This is a genomic window from Photorhabdus thracensis (assembly GCF_001010285.1).
Classification (GTDB): Bacteria; Pseudomonadota; Gammaproteobacteria; order Enterobacterales; family Enterobacteriaceae; genus Photorhabdus; species Photorhabdus temperata.
On the sequence record NZ_CP011104.1, the window covers coordinates 676,166 to 693,304 of the forward strand.

Sequence of the window (17,139 nt, forward strand, 5' to 3'; positions counted from 1 at the left end):
CTTTAATCAACCATCATATTAATGTTGAGGTTGTACATGATCCATAGCGAGCCAACAACAACAATACCGATAATCAAAATAGTGAACAGCAATGCGACTAAGTTCCAGCGCTCTTCTGACGAAGTGTTCATGTGCAGGAAGTAGATAAAATGAACAAGAATCTGCACAACAGCCAGACCGACTACCGTTGTCAGAATAGTGGCATGGGAGGCGGAACCATCCATTACCATCCAGAACGGAATCACTGTCAGGATGACTGAAAGAACAAAGCCGATAATATAAGACTTCAGGCTACCGTGGCTAGCTCCAGTATGAGCTGTATTTGAATGACTCATTACATAGCTCCTAACAGATAAACAACGGTAAACACACAGATCCACACGACATCAAGGAAGTGCCAGAATAAGCTCAGGCAGTTCAGACGGGTTTTATTAACATCGGTTAAGCCGCGGCGTGTTACCTGAATTATCATGATGATAATCCAGACCAGACCACAGGTAACGTGGATACCGTGAGTGGCGACCAGTGCGAAGAATCCAGACAGGAACGCACTGCGGTCAGGGCCGTAGCCGTCTGCAATCAGATGATGGAATTCATACAGTTCCATTGCCACGAAGCCAAGGCCGAACAGGAAAGTCATACCGAGCCAAGCGTTAACCTGGCCGATTTTGCCTTTGTTCATGCCTAGCATGGCAAAGCCATAAGTGATACTACTGAATAACAGCAGGAAAGTTTCAACCAGTACAAAAGAGAGGCCGAAAATTTCTTTACCAGATGGGCCGCCTGCGGTTCCGTTAACCAGCACTGCATAAGTCGCAAACAGACATGCGAACAAAATACAGTCACTCATCAAGTAGATCCAGAAACCGAATACCTTAGTGGCTCCCGCATCGTGGTGCCCATGATCCTCATGGGCATGATTGTGGTTAGTCATAGTTTCAGTTGACATGGTTCAGACCTGCCTTGCTAATTTGTTCATGGTGTTGATTCTCAATTTGCTCAACTTCAGCAACGGGTACGTAGTAATCAACATCGTCATCAAAGCTTTTCGCAATCCAAGTGATAATCATGCCGGCGAAGCCTGCGATAGCCAGCCACCAGATATGCCAAATCATAGCGAAACCAAAAAGCAAGCTGAAGCCAGCAATAATCACACCTGCACCGGCATTTTTAGGCATATGAATTTCTTCATATTTAGCAGGACGCTTATAAGCTGTGCCTTTTTCTTTCATATCCCACCATGCATCACGGGTTTGAACATGTGGAACGTCAGCAAAGTTATAGAATGGCGGTGGAGAAGATGTTGCCCACTCCAGAGTACGTCCACCCCAAGGGTCACCAGTCAGGTCACGGTTTTGGTCACGGTCACGGATACTGACGTAGAATTGAATGACCTGACACAGGATACCAACGGCAATCAGTGCAACACCGATTGCGGAGACAACCAGCAGAGTATGGAATTCAGGGTTGATATCTTGGCTGATACGACGGGTCATACCCATGAAGCCAAGTGCGTAAACTGGCATAAAGGCGATGAAGAAGCCAATGAGCCAGAACCAGAATGCGCGGACACCCCATTTTTCATTTAGTGTGAAACCAAATGCTTTTGGGAACCAGTAAGCAGTACCAGCGAAACACCCGAAGACAACACCACCAATGATAACGTTATGGAAGTGTGCGATCAGGAACAGACTGTTATGCAGAACGAAATTTGCACCCGGAACCGCCAGCAGAACCCCAGTCATACCACCGATAGAGAAGGTGACGATAAAACCGACAGTCCACAACATCGGTGTTTTATACTCAATACGGCCCTGATACATCGTGAACAGCCAGTTGAAGATCTTAACCCCTGTCGGAATCGAGATAATCATGGTGGCTATACCGAAGAAGGCGTTAACGTTCGCGCCGGAGCCCATTGTAAAGAAGTGGTGTAGCCATACGATGAACGACAATACGGTAATGGCAATGGTTGCCCATACCAGAGAAGTATAGCCGAACAGTCGTTTTTTTGAGAACGTCGCAGTAACTTCAGAGAAGACACCAAAGACCGGCAGTACCAGAATATAAACCTCAGGGTGACCCCAGGCCCATATCAGGTTGATATACATCATCATGTTGCCGCCCATATCATTGGTAAAGAAATGGGTGCCCATGTAGCGGTCGAAAGTCAGCAGGGCAATGGTAACAGTCAGAATCGGGAATGCTGCGATGATCAGTACGTTAGTACACAGTGCTGCCCAAGAGAATACCGGCATTTTCATCATAGACATGCCGGGGGCACGCATCCGCAGGATCGTGGCAAAGAAGTTAACACCTGTCAGCAGCGTACCGATACCGGATATCTGGAGACTCCATATCCAGTAATCAACCCCAACGCCAGGGCTATACTCTATACCTGAGAGTGGAGGGTAGGCTAACCAGCCAGTTTGAGCGAATTCACCTATACCCAGCGAGATGTTAATCAGTGCAACACCAACGACAAAGAACCAGAAACTCAGTGAGTTCAGGAATGGAAACGCAACGTCACGGGCACCGATCTGTAGTGGAACCACGATGTTCATCAGGCCGACAACGAAAGGTGTTGCCATGAAGAAAATCATGATGACGCCGTGGGCGGTAAAGATCTGGTCATAGTGATGCGGCGGCAGGAAACCTGCTTCGCCAGCGGAGGCGACAGCCTGCTGACCACGCATCATGATGGCATCAGCAAAGCCACGGAGCATCATAACCAGTGCCACGATGATGTACATAATACCGATTTTTTTGTGGTCAACGCTGGTTAACCACTCGCTCCACAGCCATTTCCATTTACGGAAATAGGTCAGGGCTCCGACAACTGCGAGCCCTCCGAAGAGAATCCCTGCAAGAGTGACCATGATAATGGGCTCATGCAATGGGATTGCATCAAGTGTTAATTTTCCCAACATTACTTTATTCCTCAACTCCGGCATGAGCAATTTCGCTCATATTCATGTTATGACCTGTCGTTGCACCGTGGCCGCCATGCATGTTCATGTCGCCCATAAATTTGGCAATAATGTCTTGATACAGGTTAGGCTTAACGCTTGAGAAGTATTCAACCGGATGGTTCTGGCTTTGTTTGGCTAACTCATCAAATGCCTGCATGGTATCCAGGGTTTTGGGAGAGGCTTTTACTTTTTGGACCCATTGTTCAAAACCTTCACGATCCGCGGTAGCTGTGGCAGTAAATTTCATGCCGGAAAAGCCGTGCCCGCTGTAGCTGCTGGACAAACCTTTATAAGTGCCTGGTTCATTGGCAATTAAGTGAAGTTTCGTCTGCATACCCGCCATTGCGTAGATTTGACCACCTAACTGTGGGATGAAGAATGAGTTCATCACAGAATCAGAGGTGATTTTGAAGTTAACAGGAACACCAGTAGGGAAGGCAATTTCGTTAACGGTAGCGATACCTTGCTCCGGGTAAACGAACAGCCATTTCCAGTCAAGAGAGATTACTTCAATAGTCACTGGTTTTTCGTCGCTGACCAGTGGCTTATATGGATCAAGCTCGTGGGTTGTTTTCCAGGTAATAGTTGCCAAAATGATAATGATAATGATAGGAACCGTCCACACTACCAGCTCAATTTTATTTGAGTGTGCCCAGTTAGGGCGATAGGTAGCGTTTTTGTTGGCTTCGCGGTAACGCACGGCAAAGGTAAATGCCATGATGATTACCGGAATAACAATGATAAGCATCAGGCCAATAGCCGTGAGTATTAGCGTTTTTTGTTCAGCGCCGATGGCGCCTTTAGGATTCATCAATACCATATCACAACCATTCAACATAAGAGTGGCTGCCAGTAATGACAATATCCCAATACTTTTATTGTATTTCATAAGTCTAACGACTCCAAATAACAAAAGCTCTATTGTCGTTTCATCAGTGTGGGCATTCTACGGTAAGGCCACAGGAGTGTAAACATTTGTAATAGTTAGTTGATAGGTTGTTGACCCTTTATGTTAGTGGGATCACATGTAAATGGAAGATGCGGCAAGAGCTAGCTTGAAAAGGTTATTTCAGCTTAACGAGGTGTGACTGAAATGTGATGGAAATATTAATTTATATTGAAATATTTTTATATTTTTCAGTGGAAAGAAAAATATAAAAATTTACTTTAAAGGTTTTCATGACGGAAATTCTATTTAAGAATTAGATTAACTGAGAGCTACCTCAGAAGCAGCTCACAGTTAACATCAGTAATTAGAAATTATATTTGATGGTGTAGACAATTCCATCCTGCCAGAACCCTTCACCTAATTTATGATCGGCATATCGATATTGAACGCCGGTTGTGAAAGATGGGTGAGGTGTCCACCACAATGCCACTGCGCCGTTAACACCGTCCCGTCCGCCATTGCCATAGCGCTCATTCCGGTTAAGTTCTATTTCATTCCAGTTAGTTATACTGAATTTTTCCTGCCAGAGCTGAAAATCATAACCTGCCACCCAGCCGACAACATAGCCGTTATTACCAGAGTAGAAAGTTTGATCAACATAATGTAATGCAACGAATGGTTTGAACCAGACACCGGCGATGTCAGTGTTGTAGCCAATACCATACAGGGTATTTACCTCATGGAAATTTCCACCGTGTGCTTTACCTGGGAGGGAATAAGTCCCGTAAACATGGCCGTAGAGATTGAAACCAGTATCAGCCAGATAGAAGCGCCCGGTTGTTTTAAAGGTGTATCTTTGGTTATCCCCTGGTTGAGCATGTTTGCTGTTGAAAGCATTTTCCAGATCAAAGAACCCGTATAATTCACCCCAGTCAAATCCGGTTCCGCCTTCCAGTTCCACATAGGCAAAGTCGTCTTTATGAGAGGTTTGCCCTGATTTATGTGTGGTGTGGCTGGTCCAGTCGAGGTAGTTCATGCTGATATTAGCAAAGCCCCATTGATATTCAGCATAAGCTGGAACTGAGACAGTAGTCAATAAGGCAGTAGCCAGAATGGTTTTTCTCATAAATTTCTCTAACGCATCCATGAAAAGAGGTTTTTAATTTTAAAGCTATATAAATAAGCCTTAAAAATGGTAGCCTGATTTTACGCGGATATGAATATTGAACAATCCAATAATTACTCAAAAATAGCACTTTTAGATAAATGACTATCCAAAATGTGATCATTATCACTTAGTTTTTAGCCGAATGTAAAAAGGCTGACCGTAGTCAACCTTTAATAAATTAATTTAATGTTTTTACTTTGTTAAGCCAATTTGTTCCTTCTTAATGCAAGATAATCCAGAATGCTGCCTAAAATGATGCCGGCGATACCGAACTGTGCTCCTAACAATAGTAATTGTTCGGCCAGATTAGGGGTATTAGTCCAGTTGAGAGCATTGGTGATTATGGTAAATAACCAAAATGTAAGAAAGATACTTGCTAATGATAGTAAGCCAAAAGCTAGGCGATAAAAATTTCTGAACTGAGTACGCGGCATAAAATCATTGGTTTGTTGGGTGTAAGCCAGAGTTTGGCGGCAGATAAATAGCAGTAATAAACTTGGAACAGAGGCTGCTATAGAAAACAGATAGAAGTTTGGCCAGCCATGTAATTCAACGAACCAACCAGCAATCGGGCCGACGTATACTCGCCCAACAGCCGATAAGGCAGATAATAAAGCAAACTGTGTTGCGGAGAATGATTTGTGACATAAAGCCATAAGCAAGGCAACAAATGCAGCGGTTCCCATTCCACCACAGATATTTTCCAGAAAAATGGCGCTGCCCATAGTGTAGATATTTTTGTCAGTGATGGATAACAGCCAGTATCCAGTATTAGAGATGGCTTGAAGAATGCCAAATATCATTAGTGAGCGAAATAAACTCCATCGTTGCATCAAATAACCACCATATAATGCACCGACGATAGTTGCGGCTAATCCCAGTGTTTTGTTGATCATACCGACTTCACCAGCATCAAAACCAATACCACGGATGAGAAATGGGGTGCTGAGACTGGCAGCAAAGGCATCGCCTATTTTATACATGACAATTAATAGCAGTATCAGCCACGCATTATTACGACTGAAAAAATCAGCTAATGGTTCTATTGCGGCCTGCTGAAGTGTTTTGGGTGGAGGTGCGTTAATTTTGGGCTCTTTGGCTCTTAACGTTGCATAGACGCCAATCAGCATCAATCCAGCCATCAACCAATATGTGTGTTGCCAGCCTATATAGCGGTCTGCGATCCATAATGCTAACCCGCCTGAAACTAACATTGCCAACCGGTAACCAAGTACCGAAACAGCCGCGCCTACGCCCCGTTCTTCGCTATTGAGTAAATCTGTTTTATAAGCATCAAAGACGATATCTTGTGACGCAGAACAGAAAGCGACGGCGACTGCCAGTGCTGCCAGCCACCATAAATGTTGAGATGGCTGGAGAAAACCCATTGCAGCAATACTGGCTATCAGTAATAACTGTGTAACAAGCAGCCAACCACGGCGGCGCCCAAGGAAAGAAGGGGTAAAGCGGTCCATAAAAGGGGACCAAAGAAATTTGAAAACATATGCCTGGCCGACAAGGGAAAAGAAGCCAATAGTTTTAAGATCGACGTTTTCAACGGTCATCCACGCTTGCAGGGTGCCGGCAGTCAGTGCGAGAGGTAAACCAGAAGCAAAGCCAAGTAAAAGCAGGATACGTGAGTTATGTTGAGTAAAAACAGTGAGATAACGATAATACATGAGCCTCCCAAAACTCTGTCCTTGGCGGACAGAGTAAGTAATTAATCCTTAATTAGCGGGCATTTTGTTTGATGAAATTACTCACGGAAGGATCCTGAGCCATATCTGCGATGACTTCAGATAGTACAGTATTTACCGCATCAGCAATTTTCTCATTGGTTGCTCCGAGAGGGCCTTGCACATTGTAGCTAGTGCGATAGTTTTTAACTTGTTTACTTCCGTTTTGCGCTGCACTGATGATGGAAATATCGGCTTTTGTTGAAATATTATGACGTAAGCTGCCTTCTTTAACATCTGCATACAGGTTGTTCACAATAATTTGCAAATTAGCATTGGCTGGAGAGCCAATCATATAACCACGGGCAGCCATCTGTTTTTCCAGGATTTCCTGGAGTAGAAAACGCAGATCACGGGACGGTTTCAGTATTTCCAGTTTTGCATTGCGGTTAACTTGAGCGAGTGTCTGAGATTGGCGATTGTCGGCACCACTGATGCTGATGGTAATAGCCCCCATAGTTGGGTCTGCTGTTGGCAGCGTAATTTTAGGTTCGATAGTCAGGGTATTGCTGGGAGCAGCACAACCAGCAAGAAGAAAAAGGGCTATAAGCGGGAATAATATTCTTTTCAACATGTTGATTTTCTCATCAGTGATAAGGATGTCCAGTAATACTTATCAATTTAATAAGCATAAACTACGCCAATAATAGCACTGCCTTTGATCATGGCATATCCCTGATGAGGTAAACGTGTATAAAAACCTTTTGATGTGGGGTTTGATTAAAAGATATTTTAATACGCTGGTGCTATAACTCATGAAGAATAGACTAAAATCATTGATATGGTTGGCAGTACGATTGCTATGTAGTGTAAGGAGAATGATTATGGTGTACCAGGATATAGAAGAGAAATTACAGGCTGCATTTAACCCCTCATATCTTGAGGTTATTGATGAAAGTTATCGTCATAATGTACCTGTAGGTTCTGAAAGCCATTTTAAGGTTGTAATCATCAGTAATAAATTTGTTGGTGAACGTATGCTGAATCGCCATCGTTCTGTTTACGGTACATTATCGGCAGAACTGGCCGCAGGTGTTCATGCTTTGGCGTTGCATACCTATACCGAAAAAGAGTGGAATGAATTGCAGGATACTGTTTTAGCTTCACCGGCTTGTCGGGGTGGTAATGTGGCCTGAGTACTTAATTGGGGCATTCTCCTGAAATTGCGATATTAAAATAGAATGAACCCGATTAACGGCCTTTGGGCCGTTTTTGCGTTTTGTATGTGACACATTTTGAACGCAATCCTGATAGCTAAGAAATTGTTGTTGCATGGAATTGATGAATACCTCGGGCTTTTGTTAGCAATTCTCGACTCACACCGTCTGCATCGCTATAATGTCGCGTCTAATTTTTAGAATGGTTTCGGGATGCTTCTGACATCAGGGATTCTCGGTTTTTAAATGCGACCGCCCCGGTTCTTAGAGAGTGTTGCGATTGGCACATAGAACATCTGCCGGTTGTACGGTCTCTGGAGTTGACCGAGCACTATGATTTTTTTGAGGTAAAAAGATGCAAGTTTCTGTTGAAACCACTCAAGGCCTTGGGCGTCGTGTGACAATCACCGTTCCTGCTGCCGATGTTGAAAAGGCAGTTAGCAGTGAGTTGGTCAATGTAGCAAAAAAAGTTCGTATTGATGGTTTCCGTAAAGGCAAAGTGCCTATGAACATCGTTAAACAACGTTATGGTGCTTCTGTTATTCAGGATGTTCTGGGTGATCTGATGCAACGTAACTTTATTAATGCAATCATCGAACAAAAAATCAATCCAGCGGGTGCGCCAAGCTATGCGCCAGAGCAGTTCAAAGACGATGAAGATTTCACTTATTCTGTAGAATTTGAAGTGTATCCGGAAGTTGAGCTGAAAGACCTGGAAGCTATTGAAGTTGAAAAACCCGTTGTTGAAGTAAAAGACGAAGATGTTGATGCAATGTTGGAAACATTGCGTAAGCAGCAGGCTGACTGGAAAGAAACCGAAGAAGCTGTTAGTGCGGAAGATCGTGTGACTGTTGACTTCAACGGTTCTGTTGATGGTGAAGAGTTTGAAGGCGGCAAAGCTTCTGATTTTGTTCTGGCTATGGGGCAGGGTCGTATGATCCCAGGTTTCGAAGAGGGCATTGTTGGTCATAAAACGGGTGAAGAGTTCATTATTGATGTGAACTTCCCAGAAGATTATCATGCTGAAAATCTGAAAGGTAAAGCAGCTAAGTTTGCGATCACTTTGAAAAAAGTGGAACAGCGTGAATTACCGGAGTTAACTGAAGAATTCATCAAACGTTTCGGTATTGCTGATGGCACTGTTGACGGCCTGCGTGCAGAAGTACGTAAGAATATGGAACGTGAACTGAAAAATGCAGTTCGTAACCGTATTAAATCCCAGGTTATCGATGGTTTAGTTAAAGCTAACGAAATCGAAGTTCCGGCTGCTGTTGTTGATGGCGAAATTGATGTTCTGCGCCGTCAATCTGTCCAGCGTTTTGGTGGCAATGAAAAACAAGCGTTGGAATTGCCTCGTGAACTGTTTGAAGAACAAGCTAAACGTCGCGTTGTTGTTGGCTTGTTATTAGGTGAAGTTATCAGTAGCAATGAACTGAAAGCTGACGAAGAGCGTGTTAAAGGACTGATTGAGGAAATGGCTTCTGCCTATGAAGATCCTCAGGAAGTGATCGAATTCTATGGTAAAAACCAGGAATTGATGAGCAATGTTCGTAATATTGCTCTGGAAGAACAAGCTGTTGAAGTTCTTCTGGGTAAAGCAAAAGTTTCTGAAAAAGAAACAACTTTCAATGAGTTAATGAATCAGAATCAAATGGCGTAAGCTTTAGCTTCGCTTGAGATAACGAATTTATCATCTCTGTGAAACTGAACCCGCAGATTTATCTGCGGGTTTTTTTATGAATAAAGGCAAAATTTTTCTTGAAAAAAGTGGGTTTAACCCCAGATCCTTTTTTACATTATGTATATGATTGCAAAATTTTTCAGGGGTAATCCTCCTTTGATTGATTAACTTTTGAATCATGGTCATCATCGCTTATCTCAAGTAGAATCGGTTATGAATGGCACCAACATGAATTCTATTAGGAGACGGAAATGTCATATAGCGACAAGCGGGATCAATATGTGCCTCATATGGCTTTGGTGCCGATGGTAATTGAACAGACTGCACGTGGAGAGCGTTCGTTCGATATCTATTCACGCCTGTTAAAAGAACGTATTATTTTTCTGACCGGTCAGGTTGAAGATCATATGGCAAACCTGATTGTGGCCCAAATGTTGTTCCTTGAGGCAGAGAATCCGGAAAAAGATATTTTCTTATATATTAATTCACCAGGTGGTGTGATTACTGCGGGCATGTCCATTTATGACACGATGCAGTTTATTAAACCGGATGTTAGCACCATTTGTATGGGGCAGGCATGTTCAATGGGGGCATTCTTGCTGACTGCCGGCGCAGAAGGAAAACGTATCTGTCTACCAAATTCCCGGGTCATGATCCATCAACCATTAGGTGGTTTCCAAGGGCAGGCTACGGATATTGAGATCCATGCTCAGGAAATACTTAAAGTTAAAGCGCGTATGAATGATTTGATGGCAAAACATACGGGAAGAACCCTTGAAGAAATTGAGAAAGATACAGAACGTGATCGTTTCTTGTCAGCAAGTGAAGCTGTAGAGTATGGGTTGGTTGATAAGATTTTCACCCATCGCGATTAATTTATTATTCCCGGAAGCTATAATATAAATATTCGCCTTACCATTTGGTAAGGCTATGCCGTTCGGGGTAATAGCAGAGTTTCCTGCTTTGCCAGATGAATCTGGGGTGGCAGTTGATTAAAGTGAGGTTGTGACTGATGACAGATAAGCGCAAAGACGGTTCAGGAAAGCTGCTGTATTGCTCTTTCTGCGGGAAAAGCCAACATGAAGTGCGGAAATTGATTGCTGGCCCGTCAGTGTATATCTGCGATGAATGTGTGGATTTATGTAACGACATCATTCGCGAAGAAATTAAAGAGCTTGTACCACATCGTGAGCGTAGTGCATTACCAACTCCTCATGAAATTCGTCAGCATCTGGATGATTATGTTATCGGCCAGGAAACGGCGAAAAAAGTGTTAGCAGTTGCTGTTTATAATCACTATAAGCGGTTACGTAATGGCGATACCAGTAACAGTGTTGAATTAGGTAAAAGTAATATTCTGCTTATTGGGCCAACAGGGAGTGGTAAGACACTGCTGGCTGAAACACTGGCCCGTTATCTTGACGTTCCCTTTACTATGGCAGATGCGACTACGCTGACCGAAGCGGGATATGTGGGCGAAGATGTAGAAAACATTATTCAGAAGTTATTGCAAAAATGTGACTACGATGTGCAGAAAGCTCAACGCGGTATTGTTTACATTGATGAAATTGACAAAATTTCACGTAAATCTGATAACCCGTCAATTACCCGGGATGTTTCAGGGGAAGGTGTACAGCAAGCGCTGCTGAAATTGATTGAAGGTACAATTGCGGCGGTTCCTCCTCAGGGCGGACGTAAACATCCACAGCAGGAGTTTTTACAGGTAGATACCTCTAAAATCTTATTTATTTGTGGTGGGGCGTTTGCCGGTCTGGATAAAGTGATTAGCCAGCGTCTGAATACCAGTACTGGTATTGGCTTTGGTGCGAAAGTCAAAGGTGAGTCAGAAAAAGCGACTGAAGGCGAATTGTTTGCACAGGCTGAACCAGAAGATCTAATCAAATTTGGTCTTATCCCTGAGTTTATTGGGCGGTTACCTGTTGTTGCCACGCTTACTGAACTGAGTGAAGAAGCGTTGATTCAGATTCTAAAAGAGCCTAAAAATGCGCTGACTAAGCAGTATCAGGCTCTATTTAACCTTGAGGGTGTCGATCTGGAGTTCAGAAATGAAGCTCTGATCGCTATTGCTAAGAAAGCGGTGCTTCGTAAGACAGGGGCCCGTGGCCTGCGCTCTATTGTTGAAGGTGCATTGCTGAACACGATGTACGATTTGCCATCAATGGAAAATGTTGGGAAAGTTGTTGTAGATGAATCCGTTATCAATGGTCAATCTGCACCATTACTGATTTACAGCAAGCCGGATGCCCAGGTTTCTGGTGAATAATTGAGGCCAGGACAGGGAATTCACTAAACGAGATATTATTGAATAAAATGAGGGGGTTGCCCTCATTTTATTTTTAATTAAAGTGCCATACCATTGAATGTCAAATTCCTGTCCCCATATATTTTATATTCTATGAAGTGAAACTCGTGAGAACCGTGTTTCACGAGATTCCTTAAAAACTGGCGAAAGCTAAACGAAGAGAGAGCTCTATGAATCCTGAGCGTTCCGAACGCATAGAAATCCCTGTATTGCCTCTGCGCGATGTGGTGGTTTACCCGCATATGGTGATCCCACTGTTTGTAGGGCGTGAAAAGTCTATTCACTGCCTGGAAGCAGCAATGGATCATGACAAACAGATCATGTTGGTTGCGCAAAAAGAAGCTTCAACTGATGAGCCAGGGGTTAATGATCTTTTCTCCGTTGGTACATTAGCTTCTATTTTACAGATGTTAAAACTGCCGGATGGCACCGTAAAAGTACTTGTTGAAGGGTTGAGACGTGCCCGTATTACGACTCTGACTGACAATGGTGAGCATTTTTCTGCTCAGGCTGAGTATCTTGATTCACCAATCGTTGATGAGCGTGAGCAGGAAGTTCTGATCAGAACGGCTATTAATCAGTTTGAAGGTTACATTAAGCTCAATAAAAAAATCCCGCCGGAGGTTTTGACCTCACTGCACAATATTGAAGATGTTGCTAAATTAGCTGATACAATTGCTGCTCATATGCCATTGAAACTCAGTGACAAACAGACTGTTCTGGAAATGTCTGATGTTGTTGAGCGCCTTGAATATCTAATGGCAATGATGGAATCAGAAATTGATCTGTTACAGGTAGAAAAACGCATCCGTAATCGCGTGAAGAAACAAATGGAAAAAAGCCAGCGCGAGTATTACCTGAATGAACAGATGAAAGCGATTCAGAAAGAGCTGGGTGAAATGGATGATGCGCCTGATGAGTATGAGACTCTCAAGCGCAAAATTGAAGCGGCAAAAATGCCAAAAGAAGCCCATGAAAAAGCGGAAGCTGAATTACAAAAGCTGAAAATGATGTCTCCTATGTCGGCGGAAGCGACGGTTGTCCGTAGCTACATTGATTGGATGGTACAGGTTCCGTGGGTTGTCCGCAGTAAAGTTAAAAAAGATTTGGTTAAAGCCCAGGAGACTCTGGATACTGACCATTATGGTTTGGAGCGCGTGAAAGAGCGTATCCTTGAGTATCTGGCAGTACAAAGCCGAATCAGTAAAATTAAAGGGCCGATTTTATGTCTGGTTGGGCCTCCAGGGGTGGGTAAAACTTCTTTAGGCCAGTCTATCGCACGAGCAACCGGGCGGAAATATGTGCGTATGGCATTGGGCGGAGTTCGTGATGAAGCGGAAATCCGTGGTCATCGCCGTACCTATATTGGTTCTATGCCGGGTAAATTGATTCAGAAAATGTCCAAAGTTGGGGTGAAAAATCCATTGTTCCTGTTGGATGAAATCGACAAGATGTCATCTGATATGCGTGGTGATCCAGCTTCTGCCTTATTGGAAGTTTTGGACCCGGAACAGAACGTGGCATTTAACGACCATTATCTGGAAGTCGATTATGATTTGTCAGATGTCATGTTTGTTGCAACATCCAACTCTATGAATATTCCGGCACCATTGCTGGATCGTATGGAAATTATTCGTCTTTCCGGTTACACCGAAGATGAAAAACTAAATATTGCCAAACGTCATTTGCTGCCTAAGCAGATTGAGCGTAATGCCCTGAAAAAAGATGAATTAACTATTGATGACAGTGCCATTATTGGCATTATCCGTTATTACACCCGTGAAGCCGGAGTGCGTAGTTTAGAACGAGAAATTTCTAAATTGTGCCGTAAGACGGTGAAAACATTGCTCATGGATAAGAGCTTAAAACACATTGAGATCAATGCAAATAATCTGAAGGACTATCTGGGTGTTCAACGTGTGGATTATGGTCGTGCAGATACAGAGAACCGTATTGGTCAAGTCACAGGACTTGCATGGACCGAGGTTGGTGGTGATTTATTAACCATTGAAACTGCATGTGTTCCAGGGAAAGGTAAGCTGACCTATACCGGTTCATTAGGTGAGGTTATGCAGGAATCCATTCAGGCTGCATTGACCGTTGTTCGTGCCCGGGCTGATAAACTGGGTATCAACTCTGATTTCTATGAAAAGCGGGATATTCATGTCCACGTTCCAGAAGGCGCAACACCAAAAGATGGCCCAAGTGCAGGTATCGCTATGTGCACAGCATTGGTTTCTTGTCTAACAGGTAATCCAGTTCGGGCCGATGTTGCTATGACGGGTGAAATTACTCTGCGTGGTTTAGTTCTGCCAATCGGTGGTTTGAAAGAGAAACTATTGGCTGCGCATCGAGGTGGTATTAAAACAGTCTTGATTCCCGAAGAGAATAAACGTGATCTGGAAGAAATTCCTCAGAACATTATTGCGGATCTACAGATCCATCCGGTTAAGCGTATTGAAGATGTTTTAGCTATTACATTGCAGGATCCTGCGTTTGGCGCGGAATTAGTGTCAGTTAAATAGTATAAAAATAGTGAACGATCTCAAGAGCTATGGATGAAATATAGGCTGGTAAGTGAATTCAGGCTTACCAGCTTTTTTTGTATCGTTAACTTGGATGAATTGTCTAATAAATATTTTGCTGTTTTATGATTTCTTGCCAATACCGGAAAGGATTGATATAACGGCACTGCTATCGGGTTATCCGTTAGGATTCTGATGCGATAGTAAAATACTATATGGGGATGAATAAGAGTGAATAAATCACAACTGATCGACAAAATTGCTGCTGACTCTAATATTTCTAAAGCAGCTGCAGGGCGTGTAGTAGATGCATTCATTTCTTCTGTAACTGCTGCATTGAAAGATGGCGATGATGTTGCTCTGGTGGGATTCGGTACTTTTGCTGTTCGTGAACGTTCTGCACGTACTGGTCGTAACCCTCAAACAGGGAAAGAGCTCAAAATTGCTGCGGCTAAAGTACCTGCTTTCCGTCCAGGTAAGGGTTTGAAAGACGCGGTTAACGAGTAACACAAACCAAATATTCTTTGTCGACGTCTGCTATATTGGTAAACATAGACTGACGAGACAGATTTGGTAAGCTAAAATAGAAGCGCATCAATTGATTGGTGCGCTTTTTTTCTCTTAACGCTTGAATTAGCGTAATATAGCGTTTTCTATTTCACCAAAGCGGAGTTTTGCCTCTTTATGATGGACAACCTACGCACGGCGGCAAACAGTCCTGTGCTTAAAATCGTGCTGGCTCTCATTATCTTGTCTTTTGTACTGACAGGGGTTGGGGGCTACTTGACAAGTGGAACTGGTAGTTATGCTGCCGAAGTGAATGGCCAGACTATCAGTCGTGCTCAATTGGAGCAGGCGTTTCAGCAAGAGAGAAACACGTTGCAAGAACAACTGGGAGATAAATTCTCTGTGTTGGCAAGTGACGAACAAAGTATGAAGCAGATTCGTAGCCAGGCTTTGGAACGTCTGATTAATAACGCGTTGATTGAGCAATATTCCCGTGAATTGGGTCTATCTGCCAGTGATGAGCAAGTTAAGGATTCTATCCGAAATATCCCTTATTTTCAGACAAATGGTAAATTTGATAACAACAAATACCTGGAACTGCTCAACCGTTTCAATCAGAGTCCGGATATTTTTGCTGAACAAACGCGCCAGAATTTAATTAATCAGCAATTAGTTATGTCTTTTTCTGGTAGTGAAATAGCATTGCCTGGTGAGGCAAAACTCAATGCTGAATTGCTTTTGCAAAAGAGGACAGTCCGTCTGGCTACACTGGAGCTGAAGAAAATTCAGGCGCAGCAAGAAGTGACAGATAAAGATTTACAGGATTATTACGCTCGAAATAAGAACAGCTTTATTGCTCCCGAAGAAGTGAAAGTCAGCTATATAAAAATGGATGCTGTAGATGAAATGGATAAAGTTTCAGCCACATCCACTGATATTGATACTTACTATGAGCACAACTTGAAGCGTTATACTCAATCAGAGCAGAAAAAATACAGTTTGATTCAGCTTGCAACCGAAGCTGAAGCCAAAGCAGTGCTTGATGAGCTGAATAAAGGTGCTGATTTTGGTAAATTGGCGACTAAAAAATCCACAGATAAGTTTTCAGCGAAAAATCATGGCGATATTGGCTGGATGGAAGCGGATTCTCTTCCTGAAGAGATGAAAAAAGCTCACTTAAGAGAGAAAGGCCAAACTTCTTCTGTGATTAAAGTTCCTAATGGTTTCGCTATTTTCCATTTAGATGATGTTAAGCCTCAAATAACTAAGCCTTTGTCTGAAGTTCGCTCTGAAATTGAGAAAATAGTTAAACAGGAAAAAGCGGTAGATGCTTTCTATGCTCTGCAACAGAAGGTCAGTGATGCGGCTACCAGCGATAATGAATCTTTAGCTGCTGCTGAGGAAGTTTCAGGTATTAAAATTGTGACGACTAATTGGTTTGATCGCAATAATGTGCCGGCAGAGATTAATTTTAGTTCTGTTATTCATGCAATTTTTGAAGGTAATCTTGTTGATGGGCAAGGGCCAACAGGCACTAACTCTGATGTGATCTCAGTTGAAGGTGATCGTGCGTTTGTTCTGCGTGTAGATAATTACAAGCCAGAAACAGTGCAGCCATTTGAGAAAGTTAAAGAACAGGTTATCGAACTGGTTAAGCGTCAGAAAGCTGAAAAACAGCTTCAAATTGAAAGTGAGAGATTACTTGCTGCCTTAAAAGAAGGTAAAGGTGAACAAGCTCTGAAAGACGCAGGCATTCATTTTGGTGAATCTCAGGTTATTCAGCGTATACCTCAGAATAATGTATTGGTTGATGCGGTATTCGCTTTACCACAGCCAAAAGCAGCTAAGGCAGAGTATGGTTTAGCGAAAAATAGTTTGGATGACGTTGTTTTGATTCAATTGGATAAAGTGACTCCAGGTGTTGTATCCGGAGAGCAAATTAAAAGCATGACTGATGGTTACCAGAGTGAGATGGGTAACGCGATGCTGGAGTCATTATTGATTAGCTTGCGTGAAAAAGCCAAAATTAAGTTAGGTCATATTGAATAAAAATTTGCGGGGAATATCGCAAATATTTTTGTAATTATCTTGCTCATAAAGGCCGCTTTCGCGGCCTTTCGCATATCTGATCTTCATCTATTGTGCTCAAATTTATCTGTGGCAATCTTTTTTGTACCAATA

General features: G+C 43.0%; 14 protein-coding genes. 7 read left to right on the plus strand and 7 right to left on the minus strand.

Annotation, left to right across the window (positions count from 1 at the left end; translation table 11 throughout):
- Window positions 1-2 precede the first annotated feature (2 nt).
- From VY86_RS02720 to VY86_RS02750, 7 genes are all read right to left on the minus strand, one after another.
- Window positions 3-335: a cytochrome o ubiquinol oxidase subunit IV gene (locus tag VY86_RS02720; protein WP_036842421.1), complete on the minus strand. Its 333-nt coding sequence runs from the start codon at window positions 333-335 to the stop codon at window positions 3-5.
- Window positions 335-949 (minus strand): cytochrome o ubiquinol oxidase subunit III, encoded by a 615-nt coding sequence (locus VY86_RS02725; protein ID WP_046973833.1) that lies wholly within the window; start codon window positions 947-949, stop codon window positions 335-337. Before VY86_RS02725 ends, VY86_RS02720 begins: the two co-directional genes overlap by 1 nt.
- Window positions 939-2,930 carry a cytochrome o ubiquinol oxidase subunit I gene (gene cyoB / locus VY86_RS02730; RefSeq protein ID WP_046973834.1) on the minus strand — a complete coding sequence of 664 codons (1,992 nt, stop codon included), beginning with the start codon at window positions 2,928-2,930 and terminating at the stop codon, window positions 939-941. The genes VY86_RS02725 and cyoB overlap by 11 nt, the downstream gene beginning before the upstream one ends.
- Before the next feature lie 4 nt (window positions 2,931-2,934).
- Window positions 2,935-3,861, minus strand: a complete 927-nt coding sequence (cyoA, locus tag VY86_RS02735; protein WP_023043756.1) for a cytochrome o ubiquinol oxidase subunit II — start codon at window positions 3,859-3,861, stop codon at window positions 2,935-2,937.
- A 364-nt stretch (window positions 3,862-4,225) separates the two neighbouring features.
- Complete coding sequence (locus VY86_RS02740) at window positions 4,226-4,987, minus strand: nucleoside-specific channel-forming Tsx family protein (RefSeq protein WP_046973835.1); 762 nt, start codon at window positions 4,985-4,987, stop codon at window positions 4,226-4,228.
- A 242-nt stretch (window positions 4,988-5,229) separates the two neighbouring features.
- The gene (ampG, locus tag VY86_RS02745) at window positions 5,230-6,708 is read right to left on the minus strand and encodes a muropeptide MFS transporter AmpG (protein ID WP_046973836.1); all 1,479 of its coding nucleotides are present in this window, start codon (window positions 6,706-6,708) and stop codon (window positions 5,230-5,232) included.
- 52 nt (window positions 6,709-6,760) lie between these two features.
- Window positions 6,761-7,339: a lipoprotein gene (locus VY86_RS02750; RefSeq protein ID WP_021323487.1), complete on the minus strand. Its 579-nt coding sequence runs from the start codon at window positions 7,337-7,339 to the stop codon at window positions 6,761-6,763.
- A 250-nt stretch (window positions 7,340-7,589) separates the two neighbouring features.
- On the opposite strand from VY86_RS02750, the gene bolA reads away from it, so the two are divergent.
- The 7 genes from bolA (at window position 7,590) to ppiD (ending at window position 17,007) form a co-directional block, all read left to right on the plus strand.
- Entirely contained in the window at window positions 7,590-7,901 is a 312-nt protein-coding gene (gene bolA / locus VY86_RS02755) for a transcriptional regulator BolA (RefSeq protein WP_046973837.1), read from the plus strand.
- Between the two features lie 376 nt (window positions 7,902-8,277).
- Window positions 8,278-9,582 (plus strand): trigger factor, encoded by a 1,305-nt coding sequence (tig, locus tag VY86_RS02760; RefSeq protein WP_046973838.1) that lies wholly within the window; start codon window positions 8,278-8,280, stop codon window positions 9,580-9,582.
- A 272-nt stretch (window positions 9,583-9,854) separates the two neighbouring features.
- Window positions 9,855-10,478: an ATP-dependent Clp endopeptidase proteolytic subunit ClpP gene (gene clpP / locus VY86_RS02770; RefSeq protein WP_046973840.1), complete on the plus strand. Its 624-nt coding sequence runs from the start codon at window positions 9,855-9,857 to the stop codon at window positions 10,476-10,478.
- Between the two features lie 137 nt (window positions 10,479-10,615).
- A complete protein-coding gene (clpX, locus tag VY86_RS02775; RefSeq protein WP_023043762.1) occupies window positions 10,616-11,887 on the plus strand; it encodes an ATP-dependent protease ATP-binding subunit ClpX in 1,272 nt (423 codons plus the stop codon).
- 209 nt (window positions 11,888-12,096) lie between these two features.
- Window positions 12,097-14,451: an endopeptidase La gene (gene lon, locus VY86_RS02780; protein ID WP_046973841.1), complete on the plus strand. Its 2,355-nt coding sequence runs from the start codon at window positions 12,097-12,099 to the stop codon at window positions 14,449-14,451.
- A 231-nt stretch (window positions 14,452-14,682) separates the two neighbouring features.
- Window positions 14,683-14,958, plus strand: coding sequence for a nucleoid-associated protein HU-beta (gene hupB / locus VY86_RS02785; protein ID WP_021323863.1), 276 nt, complete (start codon window positions 14,683-14,685; stop codon window positions 14,956-14,958).
- A gap of 177 nt (window positions 14,959-15,135) precedes the next feature.
- Window positions 15,136-17,007: a peptidylprolyl isomerase gene (ppiD, locus tag VY86_RS02790; protein ID WP_046973842.1), complete on the plus strand. Its 1,872-nt coding sequence runs from the start codon at window positions 15,136-15,138 to the stop codon at window positions 17,005-17,007.
- Window positions 17,008-17,139: the final 132 nt, after the last annotated feature.